This window comes from Maribacter sp. HS (assembly GCF_048059195.1).
In the GTDB taxonomy this organism is placed as follows: Bacteria; Bacteroidota; Bacteroidia; order Flavobacteriales; family Flavobacteriaceae; genus Maribacter; species Maribacter dokdonensis.
Window position 1 is genome coordinate 1 of sequence record NZ_JAYLVV010000005.1, and the last position, 14181, is coordinate 14181.

The 14181-nt window shown below is 34.2% G+C and carries 17 protein-coding genes; 6 read left to right on the forward strand and 11 right to left on the reverse strand.

Features of this window, described 5'->3' with window-relative positions; all coding sequences use genetic code 11:
• Positions 1-275 precede the first annotated feature (275 nt).
• Complete coding sequence (gene trhA, locus VBZ51_RS12990) at positions 276-911, forward strand: PAQR family membrane homeostasis protein TrhA (protein WP_416577201.1); 636 nt, start codon at positions 276-278, stop codon at positions 909-911.
• 19 nt (positions 912-930) lie between these two features.
• Here trhA and VBZ51_RS12995 read toward each other — a convergent pair whose 3' ends face one another.
• Complete coding sequence (locus tag VBZ51_RS12995) at positions 931-1356, reverse strand: DUF4268 domain-containing protein (RefSeq protein ID WP_215997359.1); 426 nt, start codon at positions 1354-1356, stop codon at positions 931-933.
• Positions 1357-2028 carry a ZIP family metal transporter gene (locus tag VBZ51_RS13000; RefSeq protein WP_416577202.1) on the reverse strand — a complete coding sequence of 224 codons (672 nt, stop codon included), beginning with the start codon at positions 2026-2028 and terminating at the stop codon, positions 1357-1359.
• A 93-nt stretch (positions 2029-2121) separates the two neighbouring features.
• Here VBZ51_RS13000 and VBZ51_RS13005 point away from each other — a divergent pair, with 93 nt between their 5' ends.
• Entirely contained in the window at positions 2122-3291 is a 1170-nt protein-coding gene (locus VBZ51_RS13005) for a THUMP domain-containing class I SAM-dependent RNA methyltransferase (protein ID WP_416577203.1), read from the forward strand.
• Entirely contained in the window at positions 3288-3518 is a 231-nt protein-coding gene (locus VBZ51_RS13010; protein WP_099191499.1) for a hypothetical protein, read from the forward strand. Before VBZ51_RS13005 ends, VBZ51_RS13010 begins: the two co-directional genes overlap by 4 nt.
• Here VBZ51_RS13010 and VBZ51_RS13015 read toward each other — a convergent pair.
• From VBZ51_RS13015 to rlmD, 3 genes are read right to left on the reverse strand one after another with little or no spacing between them, the layout of a single operon-like run.
• On the reverse strand, positions 3513-4301 hold the full coding sequence (locus tag VBZ51_RS13015) for a DUF6048 family protein (protein ID WP_074672997.1): 789 nt from the start codon (positions 4299-4301) through the stop codon (positions 3513-3515). The genes VBZ51_RS13010 and VBZ51_RS13015 overlap by 6 nt on opposite strands.
• Entirely contained in the window at positions 4282-4788 is a 507-nt protein-coding gene (locus VBZ51_RS13020; protein ID WP_071341728.1) for a DUF6452 family protein, read from the reverse strand. Before VBZ51_RS13020 ends, VBZ51_RS13015 begins: the two co-directional genes overlap by 20 nt.
• A gap of 1 nt (position 4789) precedes the next feature.
• Positions 4790-6202, reverse strand: a complete 1413-nt coding sequence (rlmD, locus tag VBZ51_RS13025; RefSeq protein WP_416577204.1) for a 23S rRNA (uracil(1939)-C(5))-methyltransferase RlmD — start codon at positions 6200-6202, stop codon at positions 4790-4792.
• A gap of 218 nt (positions 6203-6420) precedes the next feature.
• Here rlmD and rocD point away from each other — a divergent pair, with 218 nt between their 5' ends.
• On the forward strand, positions 6421-7668 hold the full coding sequence (gene rocD / locus VBZ51_RS13030) for an ornithine--oxo-acid transaminase (RefSeq protein WP_058103380.1): 1248 nt from the start codon (positions 6421-6423) through the stop codon (positions 7666-7668).
• 50 nt (positions 7669-7718) lie between these two features.
• On the opposite strand, the gene VBZ51_RS13035 is transcribed toward rocD, so the two are convergent.
• From VBZ51_RS13035 to VBZ51_RS13045, 3 genes are read right to left on the reverse strand one after another with little or no spacing between them, the layout of a single operon-like run.
• Positions 7719-8030 carry a CCC motif membrane protein gene (locus tag VBZ51_RS13035; RefSeq protein WP_416577205.1) on the reverse strand — a complete coding sequence of 104 codons (312 nt, stop codon included), beginning with the start codon at positions 8028-8030 and terminating at the stop codon, positions 7719-7721.
• A 4-nt stretch (positions 8031-8034) separates the two neighbouring features.
• Entirely contained in the window at positions 8035-8361 is a 327-nt protein-coding gene (locus tag VBZ51_RS13040; protein ID WP_058103378.1) for a CCC motif membrane protein, read from the reverse strand.
• Positions 8362-8376: 15 nt separating this feature from the next.
• Complete coding sequence (locus tag VBZ51_RS13045) at positions 8377-8682, reverse strand: DUF2752 domain-containing protein (RefSeq protein ID WP_416577206.1); 306 nt, start codon at positions 8680-8682, stop codon at positions 8377-8379.
• Positions 8683-8741: 59 nt separating this feature from the next.
• On the opposite strand from VBZ51_RS13045, the gene VBZ51_RS13050 reads away from it, so the two are divergent.
• Entirely contained in the window at positions 8742-9284 is a 543-nt protein-coding gene (locus VBZ51_RS13050) for a Smr/MutS family protein (RefSeq protein ID WP_416577207.1), read from the forward strand.
• Between the two features lie 4 nt (positions 9285-9288).
• On the opposite strand, the gene VBZ51_RS13055 is transcribed toward VBZ51_RS13050, so the two are convergent.
• The gene (locus VBZ51_RS13055) at positions 9289-9798 is read right to left on the reverse strand and encodes a hypothetical protein (protein ID WP_091605557.1); all 510 of its coding nucleotides are present in this window, start codon (positions 9796-9798) and stop codon (positions 9289-9291) included.
• 103 nt (positions 9799-9901) lie between these two features.
• Here VBZ51_RS13055 and VBZ51_RS13060 point away from each other — a divergent pair, with 103 nt between their 5' ends.
• A complete protein-coding gene (locus tag VBZ51_RS13060) occupies positions 9902-11047 on the forward strand; it encodes a cysteine desulfurase family protein (RefSeq protein WP_416577208.1) in 1146 nt (381 codons plus the stop codon).
• Here the strand turns inward: VBZ51_RS13060 and VBZ51_RS13065 are convergent, their stop codons facing one another.
• A complete protein-coding gene (locus VBZ51_RS13065; protein ID WP_416577209.1) occupies positions 11048-11701 on the reverse strand; it encodes a hypothetical protein in 654 nt (217 codons plus the stop codon).
• Between the two features lie 9 nt (positions 11702-11710).
• On the reverse strand, positions 11711-14176 hold the full coding sequence (locus tag VBZ51_RS13070; RefSeq protein WP_416577210.1) for a TonB-dependent receptor: 2466 nt from the start codon (positions 14174-14176) through the stop codon (positions 11711-11713).
• Between the last annotated feature and the right edge of the window lie 5 nt (positions 14177-14181).

Genomic DNA, 14181 nt, shown 5'->3' on the forward strand with positions numbered 1-14181 from the left:
ATTCCGAACAGGGAAGTTAAGACCGTTTGCGCCGATGGTACTGCTATACCAAGTGGGAGAGTAGGTAGCCGCCTTTTTCGAAAGCCCCTTACAGTAATGTAAGGGGCTTTTTTTATACCTTAAAAGTAAATTCAAGGATTACCAAAATATCTTTTCAATAATTACCGTAGCATTATCAGATATTATTTAATAGACTTAATTTTGGCGCAAATAGATAATAAGTAATACTATATGTGCCAAAAGCATATGATAAGGATTAAGTTAAAATAATAGTTATGCCATATCTAAATTCGTTAGAAAAGGAAGAAAAATTTAATACCATTTCTCATGGTGTTGGTGCCGTATTGGCAATGGTAGGTATGATTGTTTTAATCAACGCTAATAGTCATAAATCGGTATATGCTACATTTGCTATTATTATTTACAGTATATCCTTAATTAGTATGTTAACAGTGTCTACAATCTATCACGCTGTTGAAAATAGAATTTGGAAACTAAGGACCAGAATTCTTGATCATATTAATATATACTATCTAATTGCCGGAACATATACTCCTGTGGCACTTATAACTCTTATTAACGGTAATGGATGGTTGATATTTGGAACGGTATGGGGAATTGCAGCTGTGGGGACTATTTTAAAATTGTTTTTTACCGGTAAGTTTGAAATTATATCATTGTTGCTATACTTAGCTATGGGATGGTTGATAGTATTCGATTTTCAAAATTTAGTAAATAATACGTCAGAAAATGGAATTAAATTACTTATGCTAGGTGGTGCATTCTATACTATTGGGATAATTTTTTATGCCGTTAGAAGAATCCCTTATAATCATTTCATATGGCATCTTTTTGTCCTGTGCGGTGCAATAAGCCATTGGTTTTTCATCTATCTAGATGTAGTCAAATAGATTCAACAATAGAATGTAATTATGAATCTATGATGTCTTTATACTCTTCATAAAACCTTTCTATCTGTAGCATGTTCTGGTTTAAGAATTCCATCGTTTCTCTCCAAGTATTCTTGTTGTGTATAGATACATGGTTTAGCTCTACATAAATTCTTGATATCTCTTTTTTGTTTTCTAGTAAATAGAAATCTTCGAAGGTAGCTTCATGTAAATAATCATTTAGTAAAATTGATTTTAGGGCAACTAATTTATCCCATACTCTTATTCGTTGTTCAAAATCTGAATCTACATCTATAGATACTATAGCCCTTTTTAAATCAAAATGAAATTTAAAAGATAATCCCTTAACTTCAGTTTTATATAAAGTCCATTTATTTGGAAAGGATTTTCCAAATGCAATCCAAAATTCTTCTCGTAGTTTTCTCGATTCTTCCTTACTGAACATCTATAAAAAATATGCGATTGTTATACCTAATATAATTACCAATAATTTTCTCAGGTTGAATTTATGTCCTTCAGAGCTTTCAAATAATATTACTGTAGAAATGTGTAAAAACACACCTATTACCAAAGCATTTAGATACATGCCAAAAGTAGATAGTATATCAGTAGTATGTGCCAAATAGGTGCCTATGGGGGTCATGATTGAAAATAGCAGCATAAAAAAGGCTGCATATAAAGGTTTAATATTTGAGCCTAGTAGAAATATACTCAATATTATGGCAATAGGAATTTTATGTATTAGGATTCCATAGATTATAGTGTCGTTTGTTCCAATGGGTAGACCTTCTAAAAGAGAGTGCGTACATAGACTGATAAAAAGCAACCAAGGAAAATTTGGGCTCTCTTTAGAAATATGCACGTGACCATGTTCAGCTCCTTTAGAGAAAAACTCTAAGAATATTTGAAAAAGAATACCTAACATAATAAAAACACCAATAGATTTTGGGTTGGTATTTGCATATACCTCCGGTAACATTTCAAAAATTGTTAGGGCTAACAGAAATGCTCCACTAAAAGCTAATAAAAGTTTAAAGGACTCATTTTTTTTGGGTTTTGCAACAACCACAAAAAGAAAACTAATAAGTACTCCTAGAATAGGTAATATATAAATCATGTGTTGCTGATAAACCTTTTATAAAAGGAAATAGGTCATAAATTAAACAGGCGTCAAAATTAGCGTATTTTTGTGGTTCGAGAAAAAATGAATATGGGTAATAATTTTAAGATGGTCGCTAAGACCTTATTCGGATTTGAGGAACTTTTATCTAAAGAGCTAAGAAATCTTGGTGCAAGTAATGTTGTAGAAGGTGTTAGAAATGTATCTTTTGAAGGAGATAACGGATTTATGTATAAGGCTAATCTTTGCTTGCGTACCGCAATTAAAATAATTAAACCTATACATTCATTTGGAGTTAGGGATGAAAATGATCTTTATAAGAAAATCTATGCAATGGACTGGACGGAATATCTTTCTGTCAGTGAAACTTTTGCAATAGATGCTACGGTAAATTCAGATCAGTTTACGCATTCTTTGTACGTGTCTCAAAAAACTAAAGATGCTATTGTAGATAAGTTTAGAGATACTGATGGTACTAGGCCAGATGTTGATGTTAAGGATCCAGATTTACGTATTAATATTCATATTCACAATAATGAATGTAATGTATCATTGGATAGTTCTGGTTATTCATTACATAAAAGAGGGTACCGTACAGCTACTAATATTGCTCCTATTAATGAGGTACTTGCCTCAGGTTTACTTTTGTTAAGTGGTTGGGACGGTCAATGTGATTTTATGGATCCTATGTGTGGTAGTGGTACTATGTTGACAGAAGCGGCTATGATAGCATGCAATATACCTGCAAATATTAATAGAAAGAGTTTTGCTTTTGAAAAATGGACAGATTTTGATGCTGAACTATATGAGAAGATTGTAGAATCTAGTTTGAAGAAAACAAGAGAGTTTCATCATAAAATTGTTGGATATGATAAAGCACCTTCTGCAGTAAGAAAGGCACAGGATAATATAGAAAATGCTCATTTAGAGGATTATATTACCGTTGAAAGAAAAGATTTTTTCAGAACTACCAAACAAACCGAGGGAACTTTACATATGTGTTTTAACCCTCCTTATGGCGAACGTTTGGATATAGAGATGGAAAATTTTTATAGTGCTATTGGAGATACTTTAAAACAGGGATATCCAGGAACCAATGCTTGGTTTGTAACTAGTAATTTACCTGCCTTGAAATTTGTGGGTTTACGGCCGTCTAGAAAAATAAAAGTTTTTAATAGTCACCTAGAATCTAGGTTGGTAAAATACGAGATGTATGAAGGTAGTAAAAAAGCTAAACATCAAAACAGAACTGAGAAATGAAATTAAAACACAAAGTATTAGTATTTAATTTTTTAGCTTTCGCAATACTTTTTATTGTTTTCCGTGTTGTATTGTTTATGACTTTAACAATTAGTTCAATTTATTTATCTGTAATTGCCGCAATTTTAGCATCATTTTTAGCCCCTAAGTTTGCTGTGGCCAAAATTGAAAGTGTTGAAAAAATTGTAATGAAATGGATTTTTACCAAAGGGTTTAAGGTTTTATAAACCTTCGTTCTGTCTTGGTGGCGGACCTTGGGGTTCGGTTGAACTTTCAACTTTTTTCTTTGCTTTGTTCTTCTTTTTGTAAAGAGGCAAGAAGTATGAGATGCTGAAGTTGTATCCAACACCAAAATTACTATCCCAAGTAACTTTATTAAAGCCAGGAACCCATAGGTTTGGAAAACGTTCATCTTCTTTTTGGCTAAGAATGAGTCCTAAGCGCACACTAGCGCCAACATACACATTATGTAATAATTCTACTTTAGTGCCAAATACACCTTCTAGCCAGGTTGCTGAAAGCCCTGAGAAGTTCTCGGGAGTATCAGAACCATTGGCGAAATCATCCGGATTCCAGTATCTATTGGTGTCAAAATACTGGTAGTTATTTAAAGTATTGTCAAACGTACTGAATGCCAATCTACCTCCTATGTAAATCAGGTTACGTTCACCATACCAATTTGCATAGTTGTTTTTGTTGACCCCTATCTTAATGTAGTTTCCTGAAGTTGTAAAATTGTAAAGATCTTCTTGTCTTGTTTTTTCTTCACTACCTAATTCTGCCGCTAAATACAAATTTTGTGTTAGTCGGTAATCGGCTACAATTTCAAACCCTGTATAATTATCATCTAACGAACCAGTGATTATCCTACTTAAATCTATACCTAACCTAAGCCCATAATATTGTTTGTGTTCAACCGTGTCTTTAGGGTTAAGGTCTATAGGTTTATTTTGACCTAATACGGTAACCGTAGTTAAAAGTACTATAAGACTAATGAAATATCTTGACATGTGTAGAATCTGAGTTGGTGACTAAAGACTGTGTGATTTCTATATCTTGAATCCAATTATCGGTATCTGCTGTTACATTTGCTGTTAGTTCATCATAATTGACAATAAAACCGCATCCGCGTGAAAGAAAATCTTCAATTCTGGAATAAGAGAAATTAATGGTGTCCAGGTTTCCTGTTTCGGCACCATCATCATCAGACGCTGAGCTATTAATTAATATAAAGCTAGTACTGTCTTCATCTGTTTTTAGTGGTATAGAAATGGTGCTCAAATTGCTGCGGTCTGTAACCGTATTTACGGTTATTGTTTGTCCTACACCAACAACCCTTAAAGTTGGAACTTCTTTTAAGGTGGATGTATCTTCGGCGTCGTAAAATTCTATGACCAGCAAAGGAGTGTCACCTTCTACGCAGATATCATCTTTTTCACAAGATGAGATAAAGATTATTCCTAATAATAGTAGTAACCCGATGTGAATTTTTTTCATTTTAGGCTTTCTTTTCTAAAAGTACAACATTTTCTACATGATGCGTTTGCGGAAACATGTCTACAGGCTGAACCTTTGTAATGGTATAAATTTCCTTCATTAGTTCTAAGTCTCTTGCTTGTGTGGCGCTATTGCAACTCACATAAACTACTTTTTTAGGCGCAATGTTCAATATTTGCTGTACTACATCTTTATGCATGCCATCACGAGGCGGGTCTGTTATAATAACATCTGGCACACCGTTTTGAGCAATAAACTGTTCATTGAAAACATTTTTCATATCGCCTACAAAAAAATCTACGTTTTCAATTTTGTTTCGCTCTGCATTTGCCTTGGCATCTAAAATAGCTTCTGGGACAGATTCAATTCCAATTACTTTTTTAGCTTTTTTTGAAACAAATTGAGCAATGGTTCCTGTGCCTGTATATAAGTCATATACCAATTCATCACCTTTTAAATCTGCAAAATTTCTGGTGATCTTATATAACTCATATGCTTGTTCTGAATTCGTTTGATAAAAAGATTTGGCGTTTATCTTAAACTTCAAGCCTTCCATTTCTTCGAATATATGGTCTCTACCAGAAAAACAGATAATTTCTTGATCGTATATGGTATCATTCTGTTTTGGATTGATTACATATAACAAAGATGTTATCTCTGGGAATGTTTTAGAAAGATGATTTAACAGCAATTCCCTTTTCTCTTTGTCATTTTCAAAGAATTGTACCAAAACCATAATTTCGCCAATAGATGATGTTCGTAACATTAATGTACGTAACATTCCATATTGGTTTCTTGGATTAAAAAAGGTTAATCCATTTTCAATCGCAAATCTTTTTGTTTCTAAACGAATTGCGTTGGACGGGTCTTTTTGAAGATGACATTTTTTAATGTCCAATATTTTATCCCACATGCCAGGTATATGAAAACCCAAGGCATTTTTGTTGTCAATTTGTTGATCAGATTGAATTTCGTCAAGAGTTAGCCAACGGCTATCGGAAAACGAAAATTCCATTTTATTTCTGTAAAAATATTCTTGCTCTGAACCAAGTATTGGTGTAAGCTCTGGTAAATCTAAATGCCCAATTCTTTTAAGATTGTTTTCTACTTCTTTTTGCTTATAAAAAAGTTGATGCTCATAGCCCATATCTTGCCACTTACAACCACCACATACATTAAAATGCTGACAAACTGGATCAACCCTCTTGTCGGAAAGACTATGGAAATTGATCGCAGTGCCTTCAAAATAAGCTTTTCGCTTTTTAGTGGTTTGTACATCTACCACATCACCTGGTACAGTGTTGTTCAGGAAAATTACCCTACCATCTGGAGCTTTACCTATGGTTTTGCCTTTGGCAGCAGCATCGGTAACGGTTACATTTTCAAAAACTAAACGTTTCTTCTTTTTTCGCATAGCGCAAAAATAATGGGTTTCTTTGGATTGGGAATATAGTTAGTGATAGTATTAACAAGATATTGAAACGTTTTAGCGTAAATTTTATGATTCATATTATAAATTTGTACTTTTGAAATTCTACAAGGATGATTTCTCTCCCACGCTGAATTTTCGACTCTTCGAAAGGAAAAAGGTATAGAAGGAATTGCTAAAGTTTTATTTAAAGTAATTTTATCATGTCAATTTTAGAAAACATCACATCTTCTAAAGATGCTATTGCATTGGAAGATAAACACGGAGCACACAATTATCATCCATTACCTGTTGTATTAAGCAAAGGTGAAGGTGTTTATGTATGGGACGTTGAAGGTAAAAAGTATTATGATTTTCTCTCTGCGTATTCTGCAGTTAACCAAGGTCATTGTCATCCAAAGATTGTTAATGCAATGACAGAACAGGCAAAGACCCTTACCTTGACCTCAAGGGCATTTTATAATGATATGCTGGGTAAGTATGAAAAATATGCTACGGAAACTTTTCATTTTGATAAGTTGCTACCTATGAATACCGGTGCTGAAGCTGTTGAAACGGCACTAAAAATTTGTAGAAAATGGGCGTATGAGGAAAAAGGAATCGTTGAGAACAATGCTGAAATTGTTGTTTGTGAGAATAATTTTCATGGACGAACAACTACTATAATTTCTTTCTCTAACGATCCTGTTGCCCGAAAGAATTTTGGACCGTATACAGACGGATTTATTAAAATAGAGTATGATAATCTTTCGGCTCTAGAAGAAGTTTTAAAATCAAACACGAATGTTGCAGGTTTTTTAGTGGAACCTATACAAGGTGAAGCAGGAGTTTACGTGCCTTCTGAAGGTTATTTAAGCGGAGCCAAAGCATTATGTGAGAAGTATAATGTACTATTTATTGCAGATGAAGTACAAACCGGTATCGCTAGAACCGGTAAAATGATCGCTGTAGATTATGAAGAGGTAAAACCAGATATTCTTATTTTAGGTAAGGCATTATCAGGAGGTGCATACCCAGTTTCTGCTGTTTTAGCAGATGATAGGATTATGGGAGTTATTAGACCAGGTAACCATGGTAGTACTTTTGGAGGTAACCCTATAGCGGCTGCTGTTGCCATAGCTGCTTTAGAGGTGGTAAAGGAAGAAAAATTAGCCGAAAATGCTTTTGAACTTGGTGAACTTTTTAGAGATGAACTCAATAAGTTTATTCCGCATACAGATTTGGTAAATAGTGTTCGTGGTAAAGGTTTATTAAATGCTATACTTATTAACGACAGTGAAGATAGTTCTACTGCATGGGATATTTGCATGGCACTTAAAGAAAATGGTTTACTCGCTAAACCTACACACGGTAATATTATAAGATTTGCACCGCCATTGGTGATGACAAAAGAACAGCTTTTGGATTGTGTTTCTATTATAATTAAAACACTGAAAGAGTTTAAAAATTAATAATAAAAAAATCCCCGATGTAAATCGGGGATTTTTTTTGATTATTGCTTTTATTGAAAATCTGCAGTAGTAAATAATGCGATTATGAATCCAAAATAAAGAATACAAAATATCAGATATATTAGCGATAATGCTAAACCAATATAAGAGAGAATTCTTCCCGTATTAATATTTTCGTATCCTCTATAATTACCAGGGTTTGCTTCAAAATAACGCTTTGCGTTTTTAGCATTGCTTAAACCAATAAAGCTGAATATAGCCCCAAAAGGACCACAGCAGAAAAGGGTTAATACAATAGATAAAATGCCAAAAGTTAATGCGTTGCTAGAACCTGGTATTTGTTGATATTCCGAATTGTTCATTTAATTATTGTGAATATTGTTCAGACATAATTCTAACTTGTTCCATATATGCATCCCAACCTCCAATGCTCATTATACCATAGATAGAATATGCTAAATATAAAATTCCTAATACCAAAACGACAATTGAAATGGTTTTAGTCGTTTTTAAGGTACTGTAGTTGGAATAGTTTTCCGGATTTTCCTTGTATAGTTTTTCGTCTTTTGATGCTAAGAAAAATGCTATCCCGCCTAAAATAATACCAGGTAGCCCGCCTATACAACAGCAGACAAATCCTATAATAGAAAGAACTAAGGCTATTGTTACGTTGGGTAATTTTTGTTGTTCCATAATGTAAAGGTTTAATTAAATGAATTTTAAAATGTAATTGGTTAATATAAAACCTACGGTACATACCGCAAGAGTAATGGTAATATGATTAGAATATTTAATGGGAAAAAATTTGTTGACACCTAAGAAGGTAAATAATGCTAGCATTGGGTAAATTGCAGGATACATTAAAAAAGCGGAAACAAATTCGCCCTTGCTCAAAAATAATAAAGAACGTTGCAATCCACATCCAGGGCAATCAACACCAAGTAACTGTTTTGTAAAACAGGGTAGCATAAAGTTTTCTAATGCCAAAAAAATAATTAATGCCTTAATGCGCATCTGTAAATTAATTAATAGTCGGAAAATTACCATTATTTTTGTGTATTCAAAACAAAAACATGTCTCAATTTAAGATTGGCGATACCGTAGAAACAATTGATGACGTCATAAAAGGCGTTGTTGAATCTATTGATAATGGTTCAGTCACCATTTTAAGTGAAGACGGATTTCCTTTATCTTTTGATGCTCATGAACTTGTCTTGGTTTCTAATGAAATAAAGGTTAGTAATTATGAAATTGCCAAGATTAAAAAAGAAAAAGAATTACCAAAGCGAAGAAAAACAAGCGTTCTAAAACCAAAAGAGCGTACTGCACCCAAAATGGAAGTTGACCTCCATATTAATCAGCTTGTTAAAAATCCTAAATCTATGGGCAAGTTTGATATGCTGAATCTACAATTAGATACCGCTAAAAGACAATTGGATTTTGCCATAAATAAACGTATTCAAAAAATAGTATTTATTCATGGTGTGGGTGAAGGCGTCTTAAAGGAAGAACTAGGTTATTTATTCAGAAAATATGACAACGTTAAATTTTATGACGCGGACTACCAAAAATATGGCTTGGGCGCTACAGAGGTATATATTTTCCAGAATTATTAATTAGTTACTCTGTAGATGTGGTTACCGTACCAAATTCATTGATCTGTAAATCTGTAATTCTACTACCGTTCTCATTTAAGAAGGTAACACCGCTTAGTTGAACCAAATGACTAAAAGTTACATTGTCTTCTGATGCGGTTGTGGTTATTATGATGCTACCTCCTGTGGCTTCAATTTCCTCAAGCACAGTTGGTGTAAGTGGTGGTGGCGAGTCGCAAAAATATGCACTTGTCACTGTTTCGGAAAAAATTCGATAACTGATTTGAGAGTTTCCAGGAACTGCACTTTCTATACTGGTAGTAGAAGCTTCATTTTTTAAAAGCCCGCTTGGTAAAGTCAATATCAAAGCTTCATCTCCATTTATCTTGAACAAAACATTTTCTGTAGATGCTGAAATAGTATTGCATGATTGTACGGTTTCTATACTATCAAAATCAACGGTTTCTATTTGTAAGTCACCATCGTTACATCCAAAGAACAAAATGGAACAACCAATTAAAAGGTATTTTTTCATAGGTCAAATTTAATTTAAAATTTGGAAAACCTTCCTTTGCTTAAGGGTCATTTATAGGTTAATTAACTATTTTTGCGCTTTATTTATATAAGAATGCACATATATGAAACATGTATATTTAGATAACGCCGCAACAACTCAAGTACATTCTAACGTTATTGCCAAAATGCAAGAAGCCTTGGCTACCTATGGTAACCCATCTTCTACGCATAGTTTTGGTAGAACCGCTAAAACAGCTATTGAAAGCGCGCGTAAAACCATTGCTAAATATATGAATGCCCAACCTTCTGAAATAATATTTACTTCTGGTGGTACCGAGGCCGATAATATGATTCTAAGATGTGCCGTACGTGATTTAGGGGTTACGACTATTATTACGACAAGAATAGAGCACCATGCTGTTTTACATACCGTAGAAGAATTGGAGGAGAAAGGGCTAATAAATTTATTATATGTTGATCTTGATGCTTATGGAAATCCAGATTTAGCACATTTAGAATCTTTATTGCAAAAAGATGATTCTAAAAAATTGGTGAGCCTAATGCATGTAAATAATGAAATTGGGAATAAGATAGACTTAGAGGAAATTACCCTATTAAGCAAAAAGTACGGGGCTTTGGTGCATTCTGATACTGTACAATCTTTAGGACATTATAATTGGGATGTAAAAGCTTTTCCTATTGATTTTTTGGCTGCTGCAGCTCATAAATTTCATGGCCCAAAAGGTGTTGGTTTTGCTTTTATTCGAAAAAATTCTGGTCTTGGATGTATGATTTCGGGCGGTTCTCAAGAAAGAGGCTTACGGGCAGGAACAGAATCATTCCATAACATTGTAGGTTTGGAAGAGGCTTTTAAACATGCCTATGATAATTTGGACACAGAAAAGAAATATGTAGAAGATTTAAAGTCTTATTTTATAGATCAGGTGAAGTCTGCTATTCCAGGTGCCAAATTTAACGGACACTCTGGAGTGTTGGAAAAAAGTACTTATACCTTAGTTAATGTTTGCTTGCCAATTGAAGAAGAAAAGGCTATGCTACTGCTATTTAATTTAGATATGAAAGGTATTGCTTGTTCTAAAGGTAGTGCTTGCCAATCTGGTAGTGACATGGGCTCTCATGTACTAACACAAATTCTAAATGATGAAGATATGAAAAAGCCTTCTGTTCGTTTTTCATTTTCAACGTACAATACAAAAGAAGATATTGATTATACCGTCAATGTTCTTAAAGAAATAATTGAAGCGTAATTAGCTCTTGTTTCTATCGCGTTTGCGCTCTCTTTCGTACGGAAATTTTCTAATAGCTAATTTCATCATACGATTAATAAGATCGGTAGTGTTTTTACCTGTCTTTTTATTTATTTCTTTTTCATACTTCCATAGAAGTTTGCCGGTATTGCCATCACTGATCTTTATACCTATTCTTCCATAATTGGCACCGCCAGAGAAGTAATCTGTAAAACTGAATTCTGTAGGTACTCCGTTGGACAATAGTATATTTAGATCTAACGTACCGCTTATGATACCATCTACACCCAATATTTCACTTAACTCTTTGGTGGTGTATACATCAATATTCTCATAGCTAATATTTTTCTTAGCTAATATTGCAGCGGTATTTTCTATGTTTTGAAAGGTTACCGGTAACTTTTTCTTTTTACTTCGTTTAGAAAAATAGGTTTCAAGGGCATTTTGTACAGCATACCCTTCATTTTCTTCTAATCTCTTTTGTTCAGATTTAGATACTTTCTCATTAAGATCTAAATTGGTGAGAAAAGGTATGATCGCCAAAACCTGGTGGTCTTCACTTAAGTGGTCAAAATTTGGACTCTCGTAAATGTTCTTTTGGGCTACGACTGTTAGGGTAGAAGTAAGTGCTATTAAGAAAAGTAATCTTTTCATTTTTGTTTTTTATAGGCGAATTCCCAGTCTTAAATTTAGTACTCTAGATGTAAGGTAGTTTGGAACTGCAAATTCATTTTTGCTATCCGCATCCCTTACCCAAGTATTGGTAATTGAATTCTGATTGTTGAAGAGATTAAAAATTTCAAAACCTAAACTCAATTCTTTAAAACTATGAAGCCAATGTGTACTTGAATATTGTTTGTCCTTGTTTGCAAAAATATAGGAAATTCCCAAATCTGCACGTTTATAATCTCTTAATCTATTCTGAAATATATATGGGTCCGCATAACTAGGAGAACCACCTGGAACACCGGTCTGGTATACCAAATTTAAATACATCTTAAAATCAGGAATGGTGGGTATGTAATCTTGAAAAAGAATGCCAAATTTAAAGCGTTGGTCGGTTGGTCTAGCTATATAACCTCTATTATCTCTATTTTCCTCTGTTTTTAAATAACCTAAACTAACCCAAGATTCGGTGCCCGGAACAAAAGCACCATTTAGTCGTACTTCTGCACCGTAAACATAAGCTGCGGTATCATTTGTTGCCGTATACCTAATGCGTACATCTTCTAGTGAATACGGATTTACATTGTTCAATTTTTTGTAGTACGCTTCGCTTATGAGTGTAAACGGACGGTCCCATAATTGAAAACTATATTCATTGCTTGCTACCAAATGAAATGCCTTTTGTGCCTTTACATTAGGTTGTATAGTGCCAGTGCTATCTCTTAGTTCCCTGTAAAACGGGGGTTGGTGGTAAATGCCCGTAGAAAGTTTGAACAATATGTCTTTTTCCCAATTTGGTTTAATGGCAAATTGTGCCCTTGGGCTAACTACTGTTTGTGATACCTTATCAACACCGGTACCACTAACTGTCCAATGATGAGAGCGTAATCCTGCATTATAGTAGATATCTGTATTGTTCCAAGTTTTGTGGGTGCCAATTTGAATATAACCAGAAAAACGATTTGTTTTCACAAAGTTTAAAGCACTAAGACCATTATAAGCGACTAAAGGGGCGTCAAACGGTTCTGCAGGCTGGTTGTTCGTGAATTCTGCTCGTGGAGGTCTAATGGAATATCCCGCGGAATCTATAAACTCAGATTCTCTTAGTTGATCTCTTATATCCTCGTGCGTATATTTTACGCCCCATTCCAAAAGCGAGTTGTTTTTGGTGTGGTTCCCTTTATGCTCTAAGTTGAAAATTAGAGCATCGAGGTCGTTTCTTGTTCTATTGAATTGTGACCCAATACCACGAGACGTTAAAACTTGGCCTGCGGTATCGCTATTTAAATTACTATCTATATCGCCCAGTTCATAAGCGGCAATTACATCTGAGTATTCCTCTTCTGTGGTATGATAGATTGATGAAATAAGTTTTATTGTCGTGTTTTCATCTAAAAAATAACTGCCTTTTAAAGCTGCTAAAGCAGTATTGTACTTGTTTGTTTCCTGTCCCTCATAATAAACGATTAAGGCTTGTGGGTTGTCTATAGTGCCAAAATTGGTTTGTCTGTTAATGGGTTCATTCTTGTAATCGTTGACCGAAATATTTCCTAGAAAATTGAATTGAAATTTGGGTGAGACATGGTAGGTTAAATAGCTTTGGACATCAGTGAATGAAGGGTTAAAATTGCTTTGTGTTTGTTGACTGTTTACTAATAATGCATTGTTTCTATAGCGAATTCCTGAAACCGAACTTAACTTTTTGTTTTTAGAGATCGTTTCTAAACTGGCACTAGCGCCCAAAAAACTTACATCTGCACGCAGGGAAAATAGGGTAGGCGTTTTATACTTAATGTCAAGTACAGAGGACATTTTATCTCCATACTTGGCTTGAAAACCTCCTGCAGAAAATTTTACATTTTGAACAAGGTCGCTATTTACAAAACTTAACCCTTCTTGCTGCGCAGAACGAATTAAAAATGGTCTGTACACTTCAATTTCATTAACGTAGACCAAATTTTCATCATAGTTACCGCCTCGCACAGCGTATTGGGTACTCAACTCATTGTTAGAAGATACGCCCGGTAATAGTTTCAGTATGGTTTCAACACCAGAATTTGCGCCAGGAATTTTTCTGATTTTTTCTGGGGTAATGTTCAGAATATTATTGGTTGTTCTTTCTCCTGTAGCGGTAACGGTAACACCATCTATTTGAGTGACATCACTTTTTAAAACCGGATTGAATTCAAATGTTTCGTTCGTAGTTAGGATTAAATTTTCAAGAACTACATCTTTAAAGGCTACGTGAGAAAAGGAAATCGTATTTTCTTTATCTGCTATAATTTCCAGAAGGTAGAATCCGTCCGAGTCGGAAATTGTACCCAAATCCTTGGCCGTAATGTTCACATTGGGCAGCGGTTTATTGTTCTCATCTAATACAACACCCGAAATAGTAGCGTTCTGAGCAAAACCAATGGTGCTGCACAGCAGTATTATAAGGTTTTGTACATTGCTAAGTTTCAATTATT